Source organism: Nonomuraea sp. NPDC050328 (assembly GCF_044459405.1).
In the GTDB taxonomy this organism is placed as follows: Bacteria; Actinomycetota; Actinomycetes; order Streptosporangiales; family Streptosporangiaceae; genus Nonomuraea.
In genome coordinates this window covers 459,086-481,357 of record NZ_JBITIW010000001.1, presented here as the reverse complement: position 1 = coordinate 481,357, position 22,272 = coordinate 459,086, and the positions used below count along the sequence as shown (strand labels likewise).

Here is a 22,272-nt window from a genome sequence, read left to right as displayed (position 1 = left end):
CGGGGGCCTCCCGGCCCCCGGACCCCCGAGTCTGGGGCAGTGGCACACAGGTCCTTCGAAGCGAGTAGAGCCGGGCGGTAGCTGGCTCGAGTGGAGCGCGGTGAGTTTGGAGGCGGCCGGGAGTCGGTATCGGTGAGCACTGCACCTGAACCGAGAGAAGGGCCAGTGGCATGGCGAAGTTCGTGACCATCGGATACGGCGATCAGGACGGCTACGACCGCACCGACGCGGCGGTGCGGGATGAGGCGCACGCCCATGACGCACGCCTGATTGAGGGAGGGGCCACGGCGGGGATCGCTGGGGTGCCGGTGCAGGTGCGGAACCACGACGGGGCCGGGGTGAGGGTGGAGCGGGGGGCGTTCATGTCCTCGGAGCTGCCGGTGGCGGGGTTCGGGATCATCGAGGCCGACACCCTGGAAGAGGCGATCGAGCTGGTGTCGAAGACGCCGTGCGCGGTGGCTCAGGGAGTGGTCGAGGTGTGGCCGCTGCGGGAAGCGCCCTGAGGCGTGTTCTGTAAGTCGCGGAGCCATTGGTTGATCGCAGCGATCGTCGCGGTGCCCTCGAGGGGAACGGCGAGCCTTTCGTGGCGAGTGGCTTTGCCACGACCGCGGCCCCAAGAGGCCCGAGGCGCTCGCGAGAAGGCGGCGTCGTGGTCAGCGGCTTGGCACGGCGGGTGAGCCTGCTGTTGAGGCGGACGCTGACGGAACCAAGACCATGGGCACCCCGGAGTGGCAGGCTGCCGTCCGAGCGCTCTGAGACGGCCTTCATCCAGGGTGCCGGGCACCTCGTTCCGGCGGAGAAACCGGTCGAGTACAACGCGCGAGTCCTGGAGTCCCTGAAGAAGTGAGCCCCCGTCACCGGCCTGCGAAACCCGGGAGCAGGCCGGGTGACCGGCTCGCGCGAGGCCGATGGCCGAACCCGACCTGGAGGGCCGGAGACGCCTGCCGTACAGGAGAGGGTCCTAGAGGGCCGGAGACGCCTGCCGTACGTCAAGAGTCGGGAAGGAGCCGTCGCCGAAGAGGACGCGGGCGGCGAGGGCGCGGCCCGGCGGGGTGCGGAGGAGGGCGACGGCGGCCTCGGTGGCGGCGGGGGAGCCGAGGGCGGCGAAGGTACGGCGGAGCAGGAGCCGGCCACGGAAGCGGCGGCGCAGGGCCCGGCCGTCGTAGCGGCGGAGGATGGTCTCGTCGCCGGTACGCAGGTAGGCGAGGGTGATCGCGGCGGCCCAGGCGGACATGCGGCAGCAGGGGTCCAGCCCGCCGGCGGTGAGCGGGGAGACGGCGCCGGCGGCGTCGCCGACGAGCAGGCCGGTGGGGCAGGCCAGCCGGCGGAGGACGCCACCGACCGGGATGGGCCCGCCACGGCGCTCGATCGGGCCGGTCGGAGCCGCCAGGCCGGGCGCGGTGGCGGCGAAGGACTCCAGTAACGGCCGCAGCCCGGCGCGCATGGCGTGCGGGTAGCCGGCGATGCCGACGTGCGCGTGGTGGCCGTCGTCGATGACCCAGCCGAGGTAGCCGGGGGCGTATCGGGGGTCGAGGACGCAGTGGAAGGCCGGGGTGGTGGTGCCGGTGGCGATGGGGTGCAGGAGTTCGGCGCCGACGAGGAGGTGCCGGTTGACGTCCAGGCCCAGGTCGCGGGCGACGGCCGAGCGGGCGCCGTCCGCGCCGACGAGGAAGCGGGCCCGCACCGGCTCGGCGCCGTCGAGGTGGACGAGGGTGCGCGGGAGCCTGGCGTCGGCTCCGCGGGCACCGGCAGGTCTGCGGCGGGGCTCTCGCGTGCTGCCCGTGTAGCGGACGCCCAGCAGGACCCGCGCCCCGGCGGTCTCGGCCGCGCGGTGTTCGTGCCGGTAGATCCCGGCCATGTCGGCCACGCGGTACTCGTCGCGGTCGCTGGTGAGCCGGATGGGGGAGCGGCGCGAGGGCGGGTAGAGGAGCACGTCGCGGATGCCGGGGCCGAGCAGGTGGCCGGGCAGGTCGAAGTCGTCCAGGGTGCGGCGGACGAAGATGCCCGTGGTCCGGATGCCGGAGGCCAGGGAGCGGCGGCGGTCGACCACCAGGACGTCGAGGTTGCGTTGCGCGAGCAGGCGGGCCGTCCGCAGCCCGGCGAGGCCCGCGCCGACGACCAACACGTCCACTGTCTGCATGGTCAGGACGATAGGAGGGATGCCCCGGCGAAGGGGCCGATGCACCGGACCTGACCAGGAGTTTCACACCGCCGCCACATCCTCTGCATCGTTTCGGGCGGCGACGGCACCGGGCATGAGTGCCATGCGGCTGACCGAATGTTGACGCTGCACACATTCCGGCTAATATAAGCGGTGTAAACATCGATCGAGGGGAAGTCACATGAAGGCGATCACGATCAAGGAGCCGGGCGGCCCGGAGGTGCTGGAGTGGACCGAGGTCGACGACCCGGCGCCCGCACCCGGCGAGGTGATCGTCGACGTGGCCGCCACCGCGCTGAACGGCGCCGACGTCGCCCAGCGGCTGGGGCTCTACCTCGTGCCGCCGGGCGCCTCGCCGTACCCCGGGCTGGAGGTGTCCGGCCGGATCAGCGCCCTCGGCGAGGGGGTGAGCGGCTGGCAGGTGGGCCAGGAGGTGTGCGCGCTGCTGACCGGCGGCGGGTACGCGCAGAAGGTCGCCGTCCCCGCCGGGCAACTCCTGCCCTTGCCCAAGGGGGTCGGGCTGGTCGAGGCCGCGGGGCTGCCGGAGGCGACGGCGACGGTGTGGTCCAACGTGGTCATGACCGCGCGGCTGGCCGAGGGCGAGACCTTCCTCATGCACGGCGGGGCCGGCGGGGTCGGGACGATGGCGATCCAGATCGCCAAGGCGCTGGGCGCGCGCGTCGTCACCACCGTGAGCGGCGCCGGCAAGACCGCCCGGGTGCGGGAGCTCGGCGCCGACACGACGATCGACTACCGCACCGAGGACTTCGCCGACTTCGGCCCCTACGACGTGATCCTGGACGTCATCGGCGGGCAGTACCTGGAGCGCAACGTGCAGTCCCTGAACGTCGACGGGCGGCTGGTGATCATCGGCATGCAGGGCGGCTTCGAGGGCAAGCTCAATCTCGTCGAGCTGGTCTTCAAGCGCAAGTCCGTGTTCGGCACCACCCTGCGGTCGCGATCGGGCGAGCAGAAGGCCGAGATCGTCGCGGCGCTGCGCGAGCACGTCTGGCCGATGATCGAGGCCGGTGCCGTGCGCCCGATCGTCGACCAGATCCTGCCGCTGTCGCAGGCCGCCCAGGCGCACCAGCTCATGGCTGACTCACAGCACGTCGGCAAGATCCTGCTGGTCAACGAGTAGGTCGAGCAGGCTGTCGATCAGTACGGCCCGGCGTTCTGTGTGGTCGTCGAGCGCGATGAGGACCAGGCACAGGTCCAGCTCCGGCACCCGCGCATGCAGCAGGCGCAGCCCCGGCCACCCGCCTCCGTGGCGGTAGACGCGATGCCCGGCATGCGACCGCACCCCGATGCCGCAGGCGTAGTCGAGAGGCGTCCCGTCGTCGAGGCGCCCCGGCGTCTCGAGGAGCGCCGAGACGCCGAGCTCGTCGCGATTGAGAGCATGCCCCCAGCGCAGCAGGTCGAGGGCGGTGCTCCACACCCCACCGTCCCCCAGCGACAGCGGAGCCGGACGCGGCCGGACCAGCGGGGAGCGCGTAGACGGCCGAGTCGGCCGGCAGGCCCGCCGTGTGGTGGACGAGATGCCGGAGCCGGACATCATCCGCCCACCCCGGCAACTCGGGCAGCCAGCGTGACAAGGCGGATTCCGGATCCAGCCCGCCCTCCTGGACGAGCAGCGCGACGCAGGCGGCGGTCATCTGCTTCGACAAGGAGGCCGCGTAGGCGAGCGTCGCCGCCCCTACCGGCTCGCCGCGAAGCGTCGCCCCCTGGCACAGCAGCACGGGCGGCCGGTCACCGTGCCCGATCCCCACCACAAGCGGCTCATCGGGCCGGTAACCGGCATTGCCCACCACAGCAGCCAAGGACCACACGGAAGTGATCCTTCCAGGACCGGTCCCGGCAAAGCGAAGTATTGGCCCATCCCGGGGCTCGCCATGGCCGGCGGGCGGGGATCCCTTCCGCCATGGGTGTCGTTTCGCGGGGCTTCTCCGGCAAGCACTTCCACCGCCCCGGACCCGAGCTGGCCGGCCGCGTGCCGCCGGGGCAATACCTCGCGTCCGGCTTCCCGGTGCTGACCGCGGGCGCGACGCAGCACGTGAGCACCGGCCAGTGGAGCTTCACCATCCGCGGCGGCACCACGGAAGCCCGCTGGACCTGGGACGACCTGCTCGCCCTGCCCGCCGAGGAGATCACCACCGACATCCACTGCGTGACCCGCTGGACCAAGCTCGACACCCACTGGACCGGCGTCCCGCTCGACACCCTGCTCGCCGCGGCGGGCGAGGTGCCGGAGTTCGCGCTGCAGATCAGCCACGGCGGCTACGCCACGAACCTGCCGGTGAGCGAGCTGACCGGCGGCAAAGCCTGGCTGGTCTATCGGTACGAGGGTGAGCCGATCACCGCCGAGCACGGCGGGCCGGTGCGCATGCTGGTGCCCGCCCACTACCTGTGGAAGAGCGCCAAGTGGATCCGCGAGCTCTGGCTCAGCGCCGAGGACCGACCGGGCTTCTGGGAGCAGTCCGGCTATCACCACTTTGGGGACCCATGGCGGGAACAGCGGTATTTCAACGACTGACCTGGCTGCCCGCCACCGTCGCCGACGTCGTGACCGAAACCCCGCGGGCGCGCACGTTGCTGCTGGAGGTGCCGGGCTGGCCGGTGCACCGGGCGGGCCAGCACGTCGACGTACGGCTGACCGCGCCCGACGGCTACCAGGCGTCGCGCGCCTACTCCCTGGCCTCCGCGCCCGGTGAGGGCCCCGCGCTCACCGTGGTGCGGGTGGAGGACGGGGAGGTCTCGCCGTACCTCGTGGACGTGGCCTCGCCGGGGGACCGGCTGGAGGTCCGCGGGCCGGTGGGCGGCTACTTCGTCTGGGAGCCTGCTCCGCCGTACCGGCCGGTTTTGCTGGTCGGCGGCGGGTCCGGGGTCGTGCCGCTGCGCGCCATGCTGCGCCACCGGGCGCGGCTCGACGACACGACGCCCATGCGGCTGCTCTACTCCGTGCGCGACCCGGCGAGCGTGATCTACCGCGACGAGCTGGTACGGCAGGCGGACCTCGTCACCTTCCACTACACCCGCACCGCCCCGCCCGATGCGCCGCACGCACCGGGACGGATCGACCGCGCGACGCTCGAACGGGCGAGCCGGCCGGCGGCCGAGGAGCCGATCGCCTACGTGTGCGGCCCCACCGGCTTCGTCGAGCACGTCGCCGCCCTGCTGCTCGACCTCGGCTACCCGGCCCCCGCCATCCGCACCGAACGTTTCGGCTGACCCAAAACACGAAAGGCCCACTCCTCATGACAGAGCTGGACGCCAACTCGGCCGCAGGACCGCTGACCCTGCTCTTCGGCCGCGACGTCACCCTCGCCGTCGGCATCTGCGCCATGTGCGGCACCACCGGCCCGCTCGGCGAGACCGTGATGTACGGCCCGGCCCCGGGCGCGGTCCTGCGCTGCCCCCAGTGCTCGAACGTCCTGATGACCATCGTCGAGGCCCCGGACCGGCTGCTGGCCACCATGCCCGGCCTGCGGCTGCTGAGCGTGCCGACCGGGGGGACGAGCTGACATGGGCATCGTCTCCAGCGGATTCACCGGCCGCCGCGAAGCCGACCACCGGCTCCCGCCCGGCCAGTACGAGACGCACGACTTCCCGGTGCTGTCCGCCGGGCCGACCCCGTTCATCTCGCTCGCCGAATGGACCTTCACCGTCGTCAGCGAGCTGGGCGCGCGGCAGCGGTGGAGCTGGGACGAGCTCATGCGGCTCCCGCAGTCGCACCCCGAGGTGGACATCCACTGCGTGACCCGCTGGTCGAAGTTCGGCACCCGATGGACCGGCGTCTCCCTCGACCTGCTCCTGGCCGACGTCGAGACCGGCGCCGACTACGCCGTGGCCTACAGCCACGGGGGCTACACCACGAACCTCCCGCTGGAGGACCTGCTGGACGGCAAGGCCTGGATCGTCCACGAGTTCGACGGCGAACCGCTCAGCCCGTCGCACGGCGGCCCGGCGCGGCTGCTCGTCCCGCACCTGTACTTCTGGAAGTCGGCCAAGTGGATCCAGGGCCTGCGCCTGCACACCGTGGACGAGCCCGGCTTCTGGGAGACCGCCGGATACCACAACTACGGCGACCCCTGGCGCGAGCAGCGCTACTGGGGCGACTGACGCCGCTGAAGCCCGGCCGGGCCGATCAGCGCGCCTTCTGCCCGCGCCCCTGCCCGGCCGCCGCCAGCTCCCGCACGATCCTGATCAGCTCGGCCGGATCGAACGGCTTGGTGAGGTAGGCGTCCACCCCGATGCCCAGACCCCGCTTCTTGTCGTCGTCCTGCGCCCGCGCGGTGATGAGCACGACCTTGATGTGCCGTGTCTCGTCATCCGTCCGCAGCCTCGTCGCGGTCACCCACCCGTCGAGGTACGGCATCATCACGTCCAGCGTGATCACGTCCGGCCTCACGTCGAGCACCCGCTCGAGGCAGTCCTGCCCGTCCGTCGCGGTCTCGACCTCGAACCCCTCCAAGGTCAGATTCACCGCGATCAACTGACGGATCACTTCGTCGTCGTCAACGACCAGTACCCTGCCCAATGCCTCACCCACGGCCGCCAAGCTAACTCCTCCCGAGGGGGTCACGCGCGGTTTTCGAGGGATGTGGGCGGAGCTGTTTCATGCGGTGCAGAGTGGTGCGGGAAAGCTGATAGCCTTGTCACGCATCGCTCCCGTAGCTCAGGGGATAGAGCACCGGCCTCCGGAGCCGGGTGCGCAGGTTCGAATCCTGCCGGGAGCACCGCCGAACAGCCGGGTCAGATCTCATCTGGCCCGGCTTTTTGCATGGCCGGCCGGAGGACGTCTCGCCCGTCGGGCCCGCAGGGGATCGGCCCTCACACCGAGTGATGACACCGCGCAAAGCCGGAACCACTGGGGCCTTGGCGAACGTGCGTGACTTCAATGAATTGCCGATTCGAACGTTCTGCCGCCATTTTCGAAAGACTGAGAAAACCCGCTCGCAGAGTGCTGTGAATATGCCTTGACGGATTTCCTTGTCTCGGGTGAAGGTGAAACGCAGATGATATGACCCCTGGCCGTCAGGATGAGGGTTGTATGGCGACGGGAACCTCCGCAGACCTGTTGAACGATCTCGACCGCAACGCTCAGTCCCTGTTCAAGCACGCCATCCTGAGTCACTATCTGGAGCCGTTCATCGCGATGACCGGTTCCACCGCCCGTGGTAGACGCGTGGTGGTCATGGACGGATTCGCTGGTCGAGGCCGCTATGACGATGGAAGCCCCGGCTCCGCCGAGCATATCCTGCAGGCCATTCTCCGACTCAAGGCGAGGCGAAATGTCTCAGCCTTTTTCGTGGAAAAGGACCCGAATCATTTCGCCGTGCTCGCCGAGGTCGTCGATGAATACGCCGCGCAAGGACTGGCGGTCACCGCATGGAATGGTCGTGCGGAGAACCATCTGGCGACCGTGGTCGCCGCCGCATCCGGAGTGCCGCTTTTCCTGTTCCTGGACCCCACCGGCGCCGGAGTGTCTTTCGAGCCGCTCTCGGAAGTGCTGAGAGCGCGACCGCACAAGGGTCCTGCCACTGAGGTGCTGGTCAACTTCAGCGCCGACCTGTCACGCCGTGTGGTCGGCGCGGTGGAGAGCGGCCGGAGCAATCAGCGAGTCATGGACGACTTCTGCGGTGGCACGTGGTGGCGGCAGACTGCCAAGGACGTCCTGTCCGCCGCTTCCGGTGACAGGCGTTTCGAAGCGGTCGCTGACGCCCTCGCCGCGGAGTACGCGGCACGGCTCAGCGAGGCGGGGCAGATGACCCCGGTGTGCGTTCCGGTGCGCCGTCAGTTGAGCCATCAACCCATCTACCACCTGGTGTTCTTCACCAGAAGTCCCTACGGGTTGTGGGTGTTCGCCAACGCGGTGGGCATGGCACGGCGTCAATGGCTCGCGCACCTGGACCAGCAGGTTCAGCAGCAGGCTACGACCGAGCCGCTGTTCGAGTTGCATGATCATGTAGCGCAGGCCGAACAGTGCAGAGCGATCGAACGATTGCGCGCCAACCTGCTGGTTCCGCTCCAGGACGTGGCTGCCTACAGACTGGTCACTCGGACGACTCAGGTCTTTGACGGGGTGTACGGCATCGCCACCGACGACATGGTCCGCACGGCCATGACGGAGCTCGAGGCGGCAGGACGCGTGCGACTCGGCCCCGGAAAGTTCGTACGGGACTGGTACGTGCGCCGTCCTTAGGGAGGGCTCAGCGAGCGGCCGGCGCAGGCATCTGGTCCCAGACGACCCCTTCCAGCTGGCGCCCGCCGGCCTTGGGGGTGTGGCCTCCCCACTGTTTGAAGAAGAACGGCACACCCGCGTCCAGGCATCGGTCGCGCAGATCAGTGACCCAAGCAGGGTGGATCGGGCGACGCCCCGGCCCGGATTCTCCGCCGACGATGACCCAGCCGACTCCGGCGAGGTCCAGGGTGGGCAGAGGCCCGAGCAGGGGTTCGAGCGACAGGAACCGTAGGGCCGAGGGGACGGTGCGCAGATCGTCGATGCGGTGGGTTTGGGTGTGGTCTTCGACCGATACACCCATCCACACGTTCGGCGGCCAGTCCAGGAGCGGCGCCAGGTGGCGCAGCCGGCGGCTGCGTTTGGTGAGGATCTGATAGGTGTGCTGCGGAGTGGCGGCCATCACGTCGAACACCTGCCGGAGGTAACCCAGAGGAACGCGGGCATGGAACAGGTCGCTCATGGAGTTGACGAACACCATCCGCGGGCTGCGCCAGCGCAGCGGCTGGCGGAGCGTGTCCGGATGGGTGGTGAGAGCGAACCCGGGGCCGGAGGTCCGCGGGTCGCCGTCGGCCTGGTACTTGGCCGCGCCCATCGCCTTCAGGCGGGCGGAGAGGGTCAGTGCGTAGCAGTTGTCGCAGCCGGCGGAGATCCGATCGCAGCCCGTGGTGGGATTCCAGGTCAGCTCGGTCCACTCGATGGACGTCGTTTGAGCCATGCGGTGGTGACCTCCGTTTCGGTCGCGGCTCAGCCGGTGCTGCGACGCTTTCAGGTCTACCGCCGGCGGACCACCGATGCCAGGCGGTCAGCGAAATCGGCCCGGGTTCCCGTCTGTCATGAGCCGGACGGGCTTTCAGGGACACTGCTGGGACAACACGGGAAACCTGAGGAAGGCGGCCGTCCCCCATGAAGACCGCGATCGTCACCGGCGTGAGTCGCCGGATCGGCATCGGTTACGCGATTGCCCGGCGGCTGGCTGCGGCCCCCATGAATGTGTTCGTCTGTTCGTGGGAGCCGCATGATGCGGGTCAGGACTGGGGGGCTGATCCGCTGGGGGCGGAGGGGGTGGTGGCGGCGCTGCGGGAGGAACTGCCCGAGGGGGCGGGGCAGGTGGAGCATCTGGCGGTGGATCTGGCGGAGCCGGGGGCGCCGGGCAGGGTGGTGGCGGCGGCGCGGGAGTGGTTCGGGCGGGTGGAGGTGCTGGTGGCCAACCATGCGCGAAGTGCCGAAGGCGGGCTGGGGGAGCTGACGGCGGAGGAGCTGGATCTGTGCTGGGCGGTGAATGTACGGGCGACGTTGTTGCTGGTGCAGGAGTTCGCGGCGCAGGCGGATCTGGAGGGTGGGCGGGTGATCACCTTCACGTCGGGGCAGCATTTGGAGCCCATGCCGACGGAACTGCCGTACAGCGTGACGAAGGGGGCGATCGAGCAGATGACGCGGAGTCTTGCCGCGCCGCTGTCCACGCGGGGGATCACGGTGAACTGCGTGAATCCGGGGCCGGTGGACACGGGGTACGCGGCGCCGGAGGACGTGGTGGAGCTGGCTCGGCGGCATCCGCAGGGGCGGTGGGGGACGCCGGAGGACACGGCCCGGCTGGTGGGGTGGCTGGCTGGGGAGGAGAGCGGCTGGGTGACCGGGCAGACGCTGGTCAGTGACGGCGGGTGGTCGATACGGACCGGGGTGCCGCCGAGGGACTGACGAGTCACCAGAGGTCTTCAGGTGAGGGGGCGCTTGCCGTACACGAAGGAGTGGATGCGGAGGCCCGCCCAGACCAGGGCGGCGAGCACGGCCACCAGCACGTACTCGATGGCGGGGATGCGCACTGCGACCAGCAGAGCGCCCATGAGCAAGGCCGCGATGACGTACACGCCGCCCAGGCCCCAGCGGATGCCGGCGCCCAGGCCGAGGCCGTGCATCTGGGTGATGACGAAGATGCCGAGGAAGCCGAAGAGGAACATCGCCCAAGGCCCGTCGGTGCTGAGGTAGGCGACCAGGGTGCCGTGCACGGCGACCATGAGTTCGAGGGTGAGAGTCCACCAGCGGTTGGTGTGCGCGCGGGTGAGGAACAGGCTGCCCTGCACCAGCAGCAGGAACATGTAGAAGAAGCCGACCAGGTGCCCGGGCGTGGCGACGGCGGGGTGGTACCAGAAGGTGTAGACGGCGGCCCAGCTGAACAGGTAGCCGTGGTAGCGCCGCACGAAGGCGACGACCTCGGTGCCGAGCGGGGCGGGACGGCCGAAGAACAGGCCGCGCCGCCGGTTCTCCATGAGCAGGACGGCGACCAGGAGCAGGATCACCGAGCCCTGCGAGCTGAAGATGGAGACGTCCTGGGCCAGGCCGTCGTAGAACAGGTGCGTCTGGAGCAGGTGCAGGAGGATGAATCCGGCGTTGACCGCGAGGGCGGCGACGTTCACCCGGTGCAGGCCGGAGGTGTAGGTGCGCACGCGCGTCTGGGCGTAGTAGATCAGGCCCCAGAAGGCGAGCTGGTGCAGCGCGTATCCGGCCCAGGCCGTGAAGCGGGTCCAGAAGGTCGGGTCGGGGAGCTTCCAGTAGTACCAGGCCGCGCCCCGGTCCGGGAGGAGGGCGACCGCGTCGAGGCGCGCACCCAGCAGCCAGATCGCCGCCGTGAACAGCGCGCTGGCGGCTACGCCGTACAGGAGGGTTCTCGACGAATTGCTCAGCATGCTGAACATTATGACTCTGGAACAATGGGCGTGTGGTCGAGGACATTCACTCCTGGCCGACCGGACGCCTGCTCTCGGTCGCCGCCCGCCTGGTGGAGGGCCGCTTCCACGACTTCCTCGTCGAGCACGGCTTGACCCATGCCGGGCTGATCGCGCTGCACCACCTGGAGGGCGGCCCGCTGACCCAGCGCGAGCTGGCCAGGCTCTGCCGGGTGACCGACCAGACCATGAGCCGCACCGTCGAGCACCTCCGGCGCGCGGCATACGTGCGCAAGGAGGCCGACCCGCAGGACCGGCGGCGCTTCCTGGTGAGCGTCACCGCTGACGGCGAGAGCGTGCTGGAGCGCGCCCGCGCCGCCGAGCGCGGCTCGGACCGGCTGCTGGGCGCGGTCGACGACTACGAGCAGTTCCGAGCCCAGCTCATCAAACTGATCACCTTCGACTGACCGGTCGAGCCGTCAGGAAACCGAGAGGTCCGCTCCCGCCAGGCGGAGGGCGTACGTGGCGTAGGTGTCCGCGATCTCCTCCGGGCTGTACGGCAAGCCGTCCTCGTACCAGCTGGCCACCCGCATCCCCATCCCGCTGATCGCGGTCACCGCGAGGAAGGCGTCGTCGAGGTCGAACACCCCCGCGGCGATGCCCTGGTTGAGGATGTCGGTGAGGAGCTGCCGCCCGTCGGCCCGCAGGAGCAAAGCCTGGGAGGCCATGTCAGGCGAAAGGGCGTGGAGCTCGTTGTTGGCGACGACGGCGAGCAGCGGGTAGCTGGCGTGGGACAACACGTGCGCACGGACGACCGCGCGCAGGTGGCTGACGGGGTCGGGGCCGTGGGCGGCCATGAGCTGGGCGTGGTGCGCCTCGTGTCCGATCCGCACGAGCTCGGCGAGGATGTGCTCCTTGGTGGGGAAGTGCGCGTAGAGGGTGGCGGACCGGATCTCGCAGGCCAGCGCGAGTTCGCGGATGGAGGTGCCGTGGAAGCCGCGTTCGGCGAAGAGCAGCAGCGCCGCCCGCAGGATCCGGCCCGAGGTGCCTTCCAGCAGTACGTGCGGCGGCAGCCGTACCTCGGAGGCGGCGATCCGCCCCTCGGCTGCCGATCGATCGTTCGTCACGCCCTCATTCTGCCGTGAGGTCGGCCTGGTTCGTCTCGCGCAGGGCGAGGGCGGACACGAGCGAGACGAGCATCGACGCCGCGACGTAGGCGGCGACCGCCCAGGGTCCGGCCGCGGCGAGCAGGGCGGTGGCGATGAGCGGGGCCAGGCCGCCGCCGAGCACGGCGCCGATCTGGCCGGCCAGGGAGGCGCCGCTGAAGCGCACCGACGTCGGGAACTGCTCGGCGATGAAGGTGATCAGCGGCGAATAGAGGATGGTGACGAAGCCGAACATCACCGCGAAGGCGGTGTAGATCAGGCCGGTGGAGCCCGTCCCGAGCAGCCAGAAGAACGGGAAGGCGAACAGGCCGGTGAGCGCGGAGCCGGTGACCACGAGCGGGCGGCGGCCGAGGCGGTCCGACAGCTTGCCGAACAGCGGTCCGAGCACGATCACCACGACCGAGCCGATGGCCACCGCGACCAGCGGCACCTGGGTGGGCAGCTTGAGCGTGGTGGTGAGGTAGGAGCCGGCGAAGACGAGCAGCACGTAGAAGACGACGTAGAAGCCGAAACCGGTGCCGGTGCCGAGCAGCACGGTGCGGGTGTGCCGGCGGAAGACCTCCAGGATGGGCGCGCGGTGCCGAACGGTCGAGCGGGTGAAGGCCGGGCTCTCCGGCGCGGTGGCGCGGATGGCCAGGCCGACCACGACGAGCAGCGCCGAGACCAGGAAGGGGATGCGCCAGCCGTACGAGAGGAAGTCGGCCTTGTCCATGCCGGCGACGATCATGATCGCGATGGTGGCGAGGAGCAGGCCGGCGGGCCCGGCGGCGGGGATGAAGCTGCCGACGTAGCCACGCCGGTGGCGCGGGGCGAACTCGGTGGTCATCAGGACGGCGCCCGTGACCTCGCCGCCGTAGGAGAAGCCCTGCACGATGCGGAGCGCGATGAGCAGGGCCGGCGCCCACAGGCCGATGCTCTGGTAGGTGGGCAGCAGGCCCATCGCGGTGGTGGCGACGCCCGCCACCAGGAGCGTCATGACCAGCATCGACTTGCGGCCGACGCGGTCGCCGTAGTGCCCGGCGACGATCGCGCCGATCGGCCGGGCGATGAAGCCGATGGCGAAGCCCGCGAAGGCGACCATGGTCCCGGCGACCGGATCCGAGCTGGGGAAGAACAGGGTGTTGAACACCAGGCCGGACATGAAGCCGTAGAGCAGGAAGTCGTACTGCTCGATGACGGTGCCCACGAAGCTGCCGGCGGTGACGCGGAGGAGGGCGGGTCTGGGGGGATTCTCGATGATCATTTCATTCCTATCGATCGATCGGTAGGCGCGACTCTACCGATCGATCGATCGGGTGAAAAGGGCCTCAGAAGCCCTTGATCCGGACATCGGAGAAGGTACGGCTGCGCAGGCTCACGTCGAACAGCCACGCCCGCGCCTCCGCATCACCCATGAGCTGGGCGCGGAACCATGCGGTGGTCGGCCCGGCGAACGGGCCGGGGTTGCCGACGATGGTGAAGTGGTCGGCGCCCCGCACCTCGCCGTAGATCGCCGGGATGTTGTCGGCGTCGTTGTAGAAGGCCTTGACCAGCCAGGGCATCACGATGCTGTCCCACTGCCCGGCCATCAGGAACGCCGGAACCCGCACGTCGTCGATGTCGGCCAGCGGTCCGGGCTGGATCGGCAGGATCGCGTCCACCCGCGGGTCGGCGCCCACGACGATCGCCGCCGCACCGCCCTGCGAGTGGCCGGCCGCGCCGATGTGCGCCAGGTCCACCTTGCCGTGGAAGGCGCTCGCCGGGTCGGCGTCCCGCCGGGTCAGCTCGTCGATGCCGGCGCGCATCGAGATGCCCAGGTTGGACATCGGGGTGTTGGCCGCCGAGACGATGAAGCCGTGGCTGGCCCAGCGCAGCAGCAGGTCGCGGTAGACCAGCGGGGCGCCGCCGGTGCCGTTGCCCCACACGATCACCGGGTGCCGGCGCGGGCTTTGTGCGATGTCCCGAGGGAAGTAGAGCGTGTTGACCGCGCCGATCTCCACGTCCGTGGCGTACGGCCCGGCCGCGCCGTAGTCGACGGCGGCGTGCGCCGGTGCGGGCGCCACCACCGCGGCCAGCACGATCGCGAGAGCGGGGAGCAGGCGTCTGAACATCTGGAGCCTCCAGGCGTTGGGGGGTTGCTCGCATCCTGGAGAATTCGGAGCCCGCCGTCTTTGCGCACTTGGGGCAATGATTGACGGCTCGGTTTGGGCGATGTGACGATCCGCGGATGGGCGACGACCTGCACACCCGGCTGGCCCCGCGAGTCAGAGAGCTCACCGCGGCCGTCGTGGCGCGGTGCGCCGCCGAGGTGCCCTTCTACCGTGACCTGCCCAGAGAGGCGCTCGACGGCGAGGTGACCCGGTCGGTCACGGCCGTCTTCGGGCTGCTGCTGCGCTCGGTGCGCGACCCCGGCTCGGTCGGCGCCGCCGACCTCACCCGGATCATCGAGTGGTCGGCACGCCGGGCCGAGGAGAGCCTGCCGCTGGAGGCCGCGCTGACCGCGTACCTGATCGGGGCCGAGGTGTGGTGGGCCGCGCTCACCGAGGTCGCCGAGCCGGAGGAGGTGGCCGCCGCCGGGGCCGGGCTGCTGGGCTGCCTGCACACCGCGGTGCCCGCCGTCGCGCTGGCCCACGTGCAGGCGCAGGAGGACATCCGGGGCGAGGACCGGCGGGTACGGCGGGCCTTGCTGGACGCCCTGCTGGAGGGCCTGCCGTACGCCGGGCTCGCGGAGGCGGCGCGGGTGGAGGTCGGCGGCGAGCACGACGTGGTCGTGCTGGAGTTCGGGCGGGCGCCGCAGCCGCGGCTGGTGCAGTCGGCGCTCGACGCCTACGCGGGCACGCTCGTGCTCGCCGACCCCGCCGCGGGCCTGGCCCTCCTGCCCGTACGGCCCGGCGGCTCGCTGGAGGCGTTGCGCCGGGACTGCGGCGCGACCCTGGCCGCGGCGGCCCGCGCGACGGAGCCCGCGGCGATCCCCGCGGCGGCCGAGGAGGCCCGGCAGGTGCTCGACCTCGTGCGCCGCCTGGGCCGGCCGCCCGGCCTGTACCGCTTCGACGACGTGCTCCTGGAACACCAGCTCGCCCGGCCCGGCGCGGGCCTGACCCGGCTGGCGGCCAAGCTGGACGCGCTGGAGGAGCACCCGTACCTGCTGGAGACGCTGCGTGTCTTCGTCCACCACGGGCACAACCGGCGCAGGACCGCGCTCGACCTGCACGTGCACCGCAACACGCTCGACTACCGGCTGCACCGGGTCACCGCGCTGACCGGCCTGGACCTCGCCGTCCCGGCCGAGGCCCGGCTCCTGGAGGCAGCCCTCACCGCGCGTGAGCTGGCTCCGCCTAGAGCCAGACCTTGAGCTCCTCGGCCCGCGGGTCGTGCATCACCTCGCTCCGCCGGTCGAAGATCATCACCGGCCGCGAATCGTCCCACGCCGGCCAGCCCGGATCCCTGTCCCGCGCGAAGCCGACCCACGCCCGGTGCATCTCGTCGGCCAGGTGCTGCGGCGCGTCCGGGCCGGCGAGCTCGACGTTGTGCCGCAGGGTGTCGAAGACGAAGCCGATCTCCAGCCCGTGGCAGGCGCCCAGGTCGAGCACCGGCGAACGCCAGGCGAACTCGTACACGTGCGCCTTCGGCGAGCGGGAGGCCAGCTTGGCGAGCGGGCCGCGCAGCAGGAAGTCGTTGGCCATCTCACCCAGTAGCTCGCCGGGCAGCATGCCGGGCCGGGAGGAGCGGTAGAGCTTGGCCACCCGGCCGGGGATCTTGAGCTTGAGCATCGCCAGCCGCAGCGCCACCGCGCCGATCTTCTGGACCACCCCGGTCGGCACGAACCACAGCCGGTACTCCTCCCGGTTGTAGCCCAGCAGCAGCTCGACCTCGGGCATGACCACCTCGCCGGTGACCACCTCGCCGTCGGCCACGATGCTGAAGCCCGGCCCGCCGCCGATCGGGTTGGACTTCGAGGTCACCTCGACCTGCGCGTCCAGCAGCCGCTCGCGGTCGACCGCGGCGAACGCCTCGGCCGTCGGCGCGACGCCCAGGACCTTGGCCATCAGCGCGACGATCCGCCCGCCCTCGGCGCGGCTGACCGTGTGCGGCGGCCCGCTCTGCAGCGCCGCCCGCCGGAACAGGCCCCTCGCCCGCGGGCTGGTCAGCAGCGCCGCGATGCTGATCGCGCCCGCCGACTCGCCGAAGACGGTCACGTTGGCCGGGTCGCCGCCGAAGGAGGCGATGTTGTCGCGCACCCACTCCAGCGCCGCGAGCTGGTCGAGCAGGCCGCGGTTGTCGGGGGCGTCGGGGAAGGAGCCGAAGCCCTCGATGCCCAGCCGGTAGTTGATCGACACCAGCACGACGCCGTCGCGGGCGAACGCCGAGCCGTCGTAGAGCGGCAGGCTGTTGGAGCCGTTGCGCAGCGAGCCGCCGTGGATCCACACCATGACCGGCCGCGCGCCGTCGTCGGCCGCCGGGGTCCAGACGTTGAGGTGCAGGCAGTCGTCGCCGGGGCGGTCGGGGTCGGGGATGATCTCGTCGAGCGGCGGACGGTAGGGGCGCTTCGCGGCGGTCGCGCCGTACTCCAGGGCGTCCCGCACGCCGTCCCACGGCTCGACCGGCTCGGGCGCGCGGAAGCGACGCCTGCCGTACGGCGGGGCGGCGTAGGGGAGGCCGAGGAAGGTCGCGATCCCGTCCTCGCTCCGGCCACGGACCTTGCCCTGCCGGGTGATCGCGATGGTGTCCATGCCGCCGATCCTACCGATCGATCGATCGGTAGCCTAGAGGTCAGCCCGCGGCCAGGGTGGCTTCCAGCCGCGCCGCCAGCGCGGTGTTGCGCCGCCCGCCGATCCGCTCCACCGCCAGCTCCAGCGCCTTGCGCTGGCCCACCAGCACGACCCAGGACTTCGCCCGGGTCACCAGCGTGTAGAGCAGCCGCCGCCGCAACATGATCCCGCCCGCCTCCACCACCAGCGGCGCGACCACGAACGGGTACTCGCTGCCCTGCGCCCGGTGCACGCTGATCGCGTAGGCCTGGGTCAGGTCGTCGAGCTCGTCGAAGCCGTAGCTAACCGTCTCGCCGTCGTCGATGCGCACCTCGACCGTGCGCTCCTCGGCCGAGATCGCGGTCACGACCCCCGTCTCGCCGTTGAAGACGCCCTTGTCGTAGTTGTTGCGGATCGGCATGACCCGGTCGCCCACCCGGTAGACGTTGCTGCCCGCCCAGTGCTCGGCCTTGCCCTCGGCGGGCGGGTTGAGCCGTTCCTGCACCATCCGCCCGAGCTCCGCCGTCCCGGCCAGGCCCTTGCGCATCGGGCACAGCACCTGCACGCGGGCGGGGTCGACGCCCTGCTTGCGCGGGATCGCCTCGGTGGCCAGCTCCACCACCCGGTCCGCCGCCCGCGCCGGATCGTCCACCTCCTCGAACCAGAACCCGCCGCCGCCGGGAAGGTAGGGGAGCTGCCCGGTCCGGATGTCGTGCGCCGCCCGCACGATCGAGCTGCCCTCCGCCTGCCGGAAGACGTGCGTCAGCCGTACCCGCGGGACCTCGGCCACCCGCAGCAGGTCGGCGAGCACGCTGCCCGGGCCGATGCTCGGCAGCTGGTCGCTGTCGCCCACCAGCAGCAGGTGGCTGCCGGACGGGATCGCCGAGCACAGCCGGACCGCCAGCCCGAGGTCGAGCATCGACGCCTCGTCCACCACGACCAGATCGGCCTGCACCGGAAGCTGGTCGAACAGCGCCTCGGGGTCGGGTTCGAAGCCCAGCATGCGGTGGACGGTCATCGCCGGCAGCCCGGTCAGCTCCGACAGCCGCTTGGCCGCCTTGCCGGTCGGCGCGGCCAGCGTCACCGAGCCGCCCATCGCCCGCACGGTCGCGGCGATCATCCGCACGGTGTGGCTCTTGCCGCAGCCCGGCCCACCGGTCAGCACCGACACCGTGCTGGTCAGCGCCATGTTCACCGCGGTCTGCTGGTCCTCGTGCAGGCTCGCGTCGTCCTCGAACAGGCGCAGCCGCAACGTCGAGCGGGCCCGCAGCAGCCGGGTCAGCTCGGCGGCCAGCTTGACCTCCCGGCCGTGCAGCTCCTTCAGGAACACCGCGTCCGGCTCGGCGACCACGCGGTGCTCGGCGCGCAGCGCGTCGAGCTGCGCGCGCACGGCCTCCTCGTCCTGTTCGAGGAGCTCGACCGTCTGCGTGACCAGCGCGGTCGGCGACAGGTAGCAGTGCCCGCCGCCGCTGGCCGCCGACTCCAGCCGGTCGACCAGCGCCGCCTTGATCCGCTGCGGGCTGCTCTCCGGCACGCCCGAGCGCAGCGCGATCCGGTCGGCGGTGGCGAACGCGATGCCCCGCACCCGGCCCACCAGCCGGTACGGGTCCTCTTTCAGCACGGTCTCGGCGTCGGCGCCGAACACCTGGAAGATCTTCGCGGCCAGCAGCGAGCTCACCCCGAAGCCCTGCAAGGTCACCATCAGCGCGGCGATCGAGCGCTGCTCGCGCCACGCCTCGACGATCTGCTGCTGCCGTACCGGACCGATGTTGACCACCTCGACCAGCCGCTGCGGCTGGGTGTCGATGACGGTCAGGCTGTCGGCGCCGAAATGGTCGACGATCGCGTGCGCCAGCCGCGGCCCGATGCCGCGGATCAGACCGGAACCCAGATAGAGCTGGATGGCCCGGACCGTCGACGGCATGACCCGCTCACAGGCCGTCACGGTCAGCCGCTGTCCGAAGCGCGGGTGTTCCTCCCACTCGCCGGAAAGCTCCAGCCGCTCGCCCGGCTGCACCCCCGCCAGCGCCCGGCCCGCGGCGACGAACGACTGCTGCCCGTCGACGCTCACGCGGGCGACGGTGTACTCGTCCTCCCGCACGTAGACGAGCTGTTCGACGGAGGCCTCCACGGAAGAACAGTACGGCACGCGCCGGGTGTGAGCGCTCGCCTCCTGGGCATGAAGCGCGCATGAAAACGCGGTTAACCTGTGGGGCCCTGGCCCTGGGACTGCTGCTCACCGGATGCGCCAAAGGCACCGGCGGGCAGAACGCACCGCAGGCGGCCGGCAGCTTCGACCCCGCCGCCAAGCACACCGGCACGCTGACCGTCATGGGCTTCGGCGGCGTCGACGAGATCGCCACCACCCGCAAGGACCTCGCGCAGGCCGCGCTGGGCGGCGCGCAGGTCAAGCTGGTCGAGGGCGACCTCGACCTGCAGCAGTTCCTGTCGTCGGTCGCCTCCGGCACCCCGCCGGACCTGATCAACGCCAGCCGCGAGCAGATCGGCACCTTCGCCTCCCGCGGCGCGATCATCCCGCTGACCGCCTGCATCGCCGGCGAGAAGATCGACACCAGCATGTACGGCAAGGCGGCCCTGCAACAGGTCACGCTCGGCGGCCAGGTCTGGGCCATCCCCGAGTTCAACCAGCCGCAGCTCACCATGGCCCACGCCGGCCTGCTCAAGGAGGCGGGCCTGACCGTCGCCGACGTCAACGGCTCGAACTGGGAGGCCATCACCGCCGCGGCCGGCAAGCTGCACCAGGCGCCCGGCGGCAAGCTGAAGGTCATCGGCTTCGACAGCAAGCTGCCGGAGTTCCTGCCGCTCTGGGCCAAGGCCAACGGGGCCGACCTGCTGTCGGCCGACGGGCGCACCGCGCAGCTCAACCACCCCAAGGTCGTCGAAGCGCTCACCTTCGCGGCCGGCATCTACACCGCCCAGGGCGGCTTCGCCAAGGTCAAGGCGCTGCGCGACTCGGCCGACTTCTTCGGCAAGGGCAACCAGTTCGCCGAGAAGCAGCTCGGCGCGATGCCGATGGAGCACTGGTACCTCAACGTGCTCAACAACATGTCGCCCAAGGAACCGCTGGCCTTCGACGCCTTCCGCGACCGGCAGGGCAAGCCCCTGGCCTACACCAACGGCAACGCCTGGGCCATCCCCAAGGGCGCCAAGAACGCCGCGGCCGCCTGCCGCTTCGCCAAGACCATGACGCTCGTCGACACCTGGAAGGCCGCCGCCGACAAGCGCCTGGCCGCCCGCAAGGCCGAGAACAAGGCCTTCACCGGCCTGCTCACCGCCAACACCCGGGCCGACGAGGCGGTCAAGACCATGGTGACCAGCGCCGGCGAACCCTGGGACTCCGGCGTGCGCGCCATGTACGAGGCCAACGCCGCCAGCTTCAGCATGCCCGCCAACCCGGCCGGCGAGGAGTTCAAGAAGGCCTGGCAGGACGCGGCCAACCGGGTGCTCAACGGCCAGGAGACGCCCCAGCAGGCCCTCGACCGGGCGCAGCGGGAAGCGCAGACCGCGCTCGACCAGGCGTGGGCGAGCTGGGCGAAACGAACCGACTGAGATGCGCGAGACCAGAGCGGCGCTGCTCTTCATCAGCCCGTGGATCGCCGGCTTCCTCATCTTCACCTGCTGGCCCGTGCTCTACAGCGGCTACCTCTCGCTGACCGACTACGACGTGATCAACGACCCGAACTTCGTCGGGCTCGACAACTACCGGCAGCTCTTCGAGGACCCGAAGATCGGGCTCGCCTTCCGCAACACGCTGATCTTCGCCGCCCTCTCGGTGCCGGCCCAACTCCTCGTCTCGGTCGCGCTGGCCCTGCTGCTCAACTCGGCCGTGCGCGCCTCCGGGCTCTTCCGCACGGTGTTCTTCCTGCCCAAGATGACGCCGCCGGTCGCGGTCGGCATCCTGCTGCTGATGCTCTTCAACGGGCAGAACGGGCTGATCAACAGCTTCCTCGGCATCTTCGGCATCCAGGGGCCGGCCTGGACCACCGACCCCGCCTGGATCAAGCCGGGGCTGGTGCTGATGAGCCTGTGGACCGTGGGGGCCTCGGTCATCATCCTCTTCGCCGCGCTGCGGGCCGTACCCCAGGAGCTGTACGACTCCGCCCTGGTCGACGGGGCCGGCTGGTGGCGGCGGACCACCCGGATCACCCTGCCGATGATCAGCCCGACGCTCTTCTTCCTGGTCGTCGTGGACAGCATCAACGCGCTGCAGTCCTTCACCGAGGCCTACACCGCCTTCTTCGGCTCCGGGAACACCACCTACAGCAACGACGCCGCGCTGTTCTACGTGATCTACCTCTTCCAGCAGGCCTTCGAGTTCCTGCACATGGGGTACGCCTCGGCCATGGCCTGGGTGCTCTTCGTCGTGATCATGGCGATCACCGCGGTGCAGGTGCTGGTCAGCCGGCGGGTCGTGCACTACGAGGGGCCGCGGACATGAACGGCCGCGCGCTGCTCAAGACGCTGAAGTGGGGCCTGCTCACGCTGGTCTCCATCGCGTTCATCTACCCCTTCGTCTGGCTGCTCAGCGCCTCCTTCAAACCGCGTGGCGAGGTCTTCGACCACCGGATCATCCCCGAGACCTTCACCTTCGACAACTACCTCAAGGTGTGGCAGGAGGCGCCGATGGGGGTGTGGCTGCTCAACACCGCCTTCGTCACCGTCCTGGCCGCCGTCGCGGTCACCATCAGCAGCGCCATGGTCGCCTGGGGGTTCGCCTACTTCCGCTTCCCCGGGCGCAACCTGCTCTTCGGCATCGTGCTCGCGACCATGATGTTGCCCGGGGCGGTGACCATGATCCCGACCTACCTCATCTGGAACTCCCTGGACATGGTCGGCACCCTCACCCCGCTCTGGGCCCAGAACCTCTTCGGCAGTGCCTTCTACATCTTCCTTCTCCGGCAGTTCTTCCTCGGGCTGCCGCGTGACCCCTTCGAGGCCGCCAAGATCGACGGGGCCGGCAACTGGGTGATCTTCACTCGGCTGGCGTTGCCGCTCTGCCGGCCGGCGATCGTGGTCACCTGGCTCTTCGAGTTCCAGGCCGCCTGGACCGACCTCATGCGGCCGCTCATCTACCTCCGGGACTCCTCGACCTTCACCATCCCGCGGGGGTTGAAGTCCTTGCTGGACGCTTACGGCTTCGGCGGGGAGTGGCACTGGGAGATCGTCATGACCGCCAGCGTCATCGCCACGGTGCCCATGGTCGTGCTCTTCTTCCTGGGGCAACGGCACTTCATCCGCGGCATCGCCACCACCGGCAGCCGCAACTGACCCTTCTCGCGGTACGGCCCGCCACCGG

At 70.6% G+C, this 22,272-nt stretch carries 23 protein-coding genes, 1 tRNA gene and 1 pseudogene; 14 read left to right on the top strand and 11 right to left on the bottom strand.

What is annotated here, in order from left to right; translation table 11 throughout:
- Positions 1 to 170: 170 nt before the first annotated feature.
- Positions 171 to 503, top strand: coding sequence for a YciI family protein (locus tag ACIBG7_RS02210; protein ID WP_397334900.1), 333 nt, complete (start codon positions 171 to 173; stop codon positions 501 to 503).
- A gap of 458 nt (positions 504 to 961) precedes the next feature.
- On the opposite strand, the gene ACIBG7_RS02205 is transcribed toward ACIBG7_RS02210, so the two are convergent.
- Positions 962 to 2,140 carry an FAD-dependent oxidoreductase gene (locus tag ACIBG7_RS02205; protein WP_397334899.1) on the bottom strand — a complete coding sequence of 393 codons (1,179 nt, stop codon included), beginning with the start codon at positions 2,138 to 2,140 and terminating at the stop codon, positions 962 to 964.
- A gap of 202 nt (positions 2,141 to 2,342) precedes the next feature.
- Between ACIBG7_RS02205 and ACIBG7_RS02200 the strand changes: the two genes are divergently transcribed.
- Positions 2,343 to 3,302 carry an NAD(P)H-quinone oxidoreductase gene (locus ACIBG7_RS02200; protein ID WP_397334898.1) on the top strand — a complete coding sequence of 320 codons (960 nt, stop codon included), beginning with the start codon at positions 2,343 to 2,345 and terminating at the stop codon, positions 3,300 to 3,302.
- On the opposite strand, the gene ACIBG7_RS02195 is transcribed toward ACIBG7_RS02200, so the two are convergent.
- Together ACIBG7_RS02195 and ACIBG7_RS02190 are read right to left on the bottom strand one after the other, a co-directional pair.
- Positions 3,264 to 3,716: a serine hydrolase gene (locus ACIBG7_RS02195; RefSeq protein ID WP_397335337.1), complete on the bottom strand. Its 453-nt coding sequence runs from the start codon at positions 3,714 to 3,716 to the stop codon at positions 3,264 to 3,266. The two genes, ACIBG7_RS02200 and ACIBG7_RS02195, sit on opposite strands and share 39 nt — an antisense overlap.
- Positions 3,672 to 3,900: pseudogene (locus ACIBG7_RS02190) on the bottom strand (serine hydrolase); the annotation flags it as partial. The gene ACIBG7_RS02195 and the pseudogene ACIBG7_RS02190, both read right to left, overlap by 45 nt.
- A 182-nt stretch (positions 3,901 to 4,082) precedes the next feature.
- Here ACIBG7_RS02190 and ACIBG7_RS02185 point away from each other — a divergent pair.
- From ACIBG7_RS02185 to ACIBG7_RS02170, 4 genes are read left to right on the top strand one after another with little or no spacing between them, the layout of a single operon-like run.
- Complete coding sequence (locus ACIBG7_RS02185) at positions 4,083 to 4,694, top strand: molybdopterin-dependent oxidoreductase (protein ID WP_397334897.1); 612 nt, start codon at positions 4,083 to 4,085, stop codon at positions 4,692 to 4,694.
- A complete protein-coding gene (locus tag ACIBG7_RS02180) occupies positions 4,664 to 5,389 on the top strand; it encodes a ferredoxin reductase (RefSeq protein WP_397334896.1) in 726 nt (241 codons plus the stop codon). Before ACIBG7_RS02185 ends, ACIBG7_RS02180 begins: the two co-directional genes overlap by 31 nt.
- Positions 5,390 to 5,415: 26 nt before the next feature.
- A complete protein-coding gene (locus ACIBG7_RS02175; protein ID WP_397334895.1) occupies positions 5,416 to 5,682 on the top strand; it encodes a DUF6510 family protein in 267 nt (88 codons plus the stop codon).
- A 1-nt stretch (position 5,683) separates the two neighbouring features.
- Positions 5,684 to 6,280, top strand: a complete 597-nt coding sequence (locus ACIBG7_RS02170) for a sulfite oxidase-like oxidoreductase (protein WP_357917148.1) — start codon at positions 5,684 to 5,686, stop codon at positions 6,278 to 6,280.
- A 25-nt stretch (positions 6,281 to 6,305) separates the two neighbouring features.
- On the opposite strand, the gene ACIBG7_RS02165 is transcribed toward ACIBG7_RS02170, so the two are convergent.
- Entirely contained in the window at positions 6,306 to 6,698 is a 393-nt protein-coding gene (locus ACIBG7_RS02165; protein WP_357917150.1) for a response regulator, read from the bottom strand.
- Positions 6,699 to 6,825: 127 nt separating this feature from the next.
- Here ACIBG7_RS02165 and ACIBG7_RS02160 point away from each other — a divergent pair.
- Both ACIBG7_RS02160 and tcmP read left to right on the top strand, forming a co-directional pair.
- Positions 6,826 to 6,897, top strand: a tRNA-Arg gene (locus ACIBG7_RS02160).
- 314 nt (positions 6,898 to 7,211) lie between these two features.
- Complete coding sequence (tcmP, locus tag ACIBG7_RS02155; RefSeq protein WP_357917153.1) at positions 7,212 to 8,363, top strand: three-Cys-motif partner protein TcmP; 1,152 nt, start codon at positions 7,212 to 7,214, stop codon at positions 8,361 to 8,363.
- A gap of 7 nt (positions 8,364 to 8,370) precedes the next feature.
- Here the strand turns inward: tcmP and ACIBG7_RS02150 are convergent, their stop codons facing one another.
- On the bottom strand, positions 8,371 to 9,117 hold the full coding sequence (locus tag ACIBG7_RS02150; RefSeq protein ID WP_397334894.1) for a DUF5131 family protein: 747 nt from the start codon (positions 9,115 to 9,117) through the stop codon (positions 8,371 to 8,373).
- A 188-nt stretch (positions 9,118 to 9,305) separates the two neighbouring features.
- On the opposite strand from ACIBG7_RS02150, the gene ACIBG7_RS02145 reads away from it, so the two are divergent.
- Positions 9,306 to 10,097 carry an SDR family oxidoreductase gene (locus ACIBG7_RS02145; RefSeq protein ID WP_397334893.1) on the top strand — a complete coding sequence of 264 codons (792 nt, stop codon included), beginning with the start codon at positions 9,306 to 9,308 and terminating at the stop codon, positions 10,095 to 10,097.
- A gap of 17 nt (positions 10,098 to 10,114) precedes the next feature.
- Here the strand turns inward: ACIBG7_RS02145 and ACIBG7_RS02140 are convergent, their stop codons facing one another.
- The gene (locus ACIBG7_RS02140) at positions 10,115 to 11,083 is read right to left on the bottom strand and encodes a hypothetical protein (protein ID WP_357917162.1); all 969 of its coding nucleotides are present in this window, start codon (positions 11,081 to 11,083) and stop codon (positions 10,115 to 10,117) included.
- Positions 11,084 to 11,115: 32 nt separating this feature from the next.
- On the opposite strand from ACIBG7_RS02140, the gene ACIBG7_RS02135 reads away from it, so the two are divergent.
- On the top strand, positions 11,116 to 11,529 hold the full coding sequence (locus ACIBG7_RS02135) for a MarR family transcriptional regulator (RefSeq protein ID WP_357917164.1): 414 nt from the start codon (positions 11,116 to 11,118) through the stop codon (positions 11,527 to 11,529).
- A gap of 12 nt (positions 11,530 to 11,541) precedes the next feature.
- On the opposite strand, the gene ACIBG7_RS02130 is transcribed toward ACIBG7_RS02135, so the two are convergent.
- The 3 genes from ACIBG7_RS02130 to ACIBG7_RS02120 all read right to left on the bottom strand — a co-directional run bounded on the left by ACIBG7_RS02130 (position 11,542) and on the right by ACIBG7_RS02120 (position 14,318).
- The gene (locus ACIBG7_RS02130) at positions 11,542 to 12,189 is read right to left on the bottom strand and encodes a TetR/AcrR family transcriptional regulator (RefSeq protein ID WP_397334892.1); all 648 of its coding nucleotides are present in this window, start codon (positions 12,187 to 12,189) and stop codon (positions 11,542 to 11,544) included.
- 4 nt (positions 12,190 to 12,193) lie between these two features.
- Entirely contained in the window at positions 12,194 to 13,471 is a 1,278-nt protein-coding gene (locus tag ACIBG7_RS02125; protein ID WP_397334891.1) for an MFS transporter, read from the bottom strand.
- A gap of 64 nt (positions 13,472 to 13,535) precedes the next feature.
- Complete coding sequence (locus ACIBG7_RS02120) at positions 13,536 to 14,318, bottom strand: alpha/beta hydrolase family protein (protein ID WP_397334890.1); 783 nt, start codon at positions 14,316 to 14,318, stop codon at positions 13,536 to 13,538.
- 116 nt (positions 14,319 to 14,434) lie between these two features.
- Between ACIBG7_RS02120 and ACIBG7_RS02115 the strand changes: the two genes are divergently transcribed.
- A complete protein-coding gene (locus ACIBG7_RS02115) occupies positions 14,435 to 15,559 on the top strand; it encodes a PucR family transcriptional regulator (protein ID WP_397334889.1) in 1,125 nt (374 codons plus the stop codon).
- On the opposite strand, the gene ACIBG7_RS02110 is transcribed toward ACIBG7_RS02115, so the two are convergent.
- Positions 15,543 to 16,937: a carboxylesterase/lipase family protein gene (locus ACIBG7_RS02110; RefSeq protein ID WP_397334888.1), complete on the bottom strand. Its 1,395-nt coding sequence runs from the start codon at positions 16,935 to 16,937 to the stop codon at positions 15,543 to 15,545. The two genes, ACIBG7_RS02115 and ACIBG7_RS02110, sit on opposite strands and share 17 nt — an antisense overlap.
- A gap of 40 nt (positions 16,938 to 16,977) precedes the next feature.
- Positions 16,978 to 19,086 (bottom strand): ATP-dependent RecD-like DNA helicase, encoded by a 2,109-nt coding sequence (locus ACIBG7_RS02105; RefSeq protein WP_397334887.1) that lies wholly within the window; start codon positions 19,084 to 19,086, stop codon positions 16,978 to 16,980.
- A gap of 59 nt (positions 19,087 to 19,145) precedes the next feature.
- Between ACIBG7_RS02105 and ACIBG7_RS02100 the strand changes: the two genes are divergently transcribed.
- From ACIBG7_RS02100 to ACIBG7_RS02090, 3 genes are read left to right on the top strand one after another with little or no spacing between them, the layout of a single operon-like run.
- Positions 19,146 to 20,525, top strand: coding sequence for a hypothetical protein (locus tag ACIBG7_RS02100; protein ID WP_357917186.1), 1,380 nt, complete (start codon positions 19,146 to 19,148; stop codon positions 20,523 to 20,525).
- A 1-nt stretch (position 20,526) separates the two neighbouring features.
- A complete protein-coding gene (locus tag ACIBG7_RS02095; protein WP_397334886.1) occupies positions 20,527 to 21,414 on the top strand; it encodes a carbohydrate ABC transporter permease in 888 nt (295 codons plus the stop codon).
- On the top strand, positions 21,411 to 22,244 hold the full coding sequence (locus ACIBG7_RS02090) for a carbohydrate ABC transporter permease (RefSeq protein ID WP_357917190.1): 834 nt from the start codon (positions 21,411 to 21,413) through the stop codon (positions 22,242 to 22,244). The genes ACIBG7_RS02095 and ACIBG7_RS02090 overlap by 4 nt, the downstream gene beginning before the upstream one ends.
- The last annotated feature ends 28 nt before the right edge of the window (positions 22,245 to 22,272 follow it).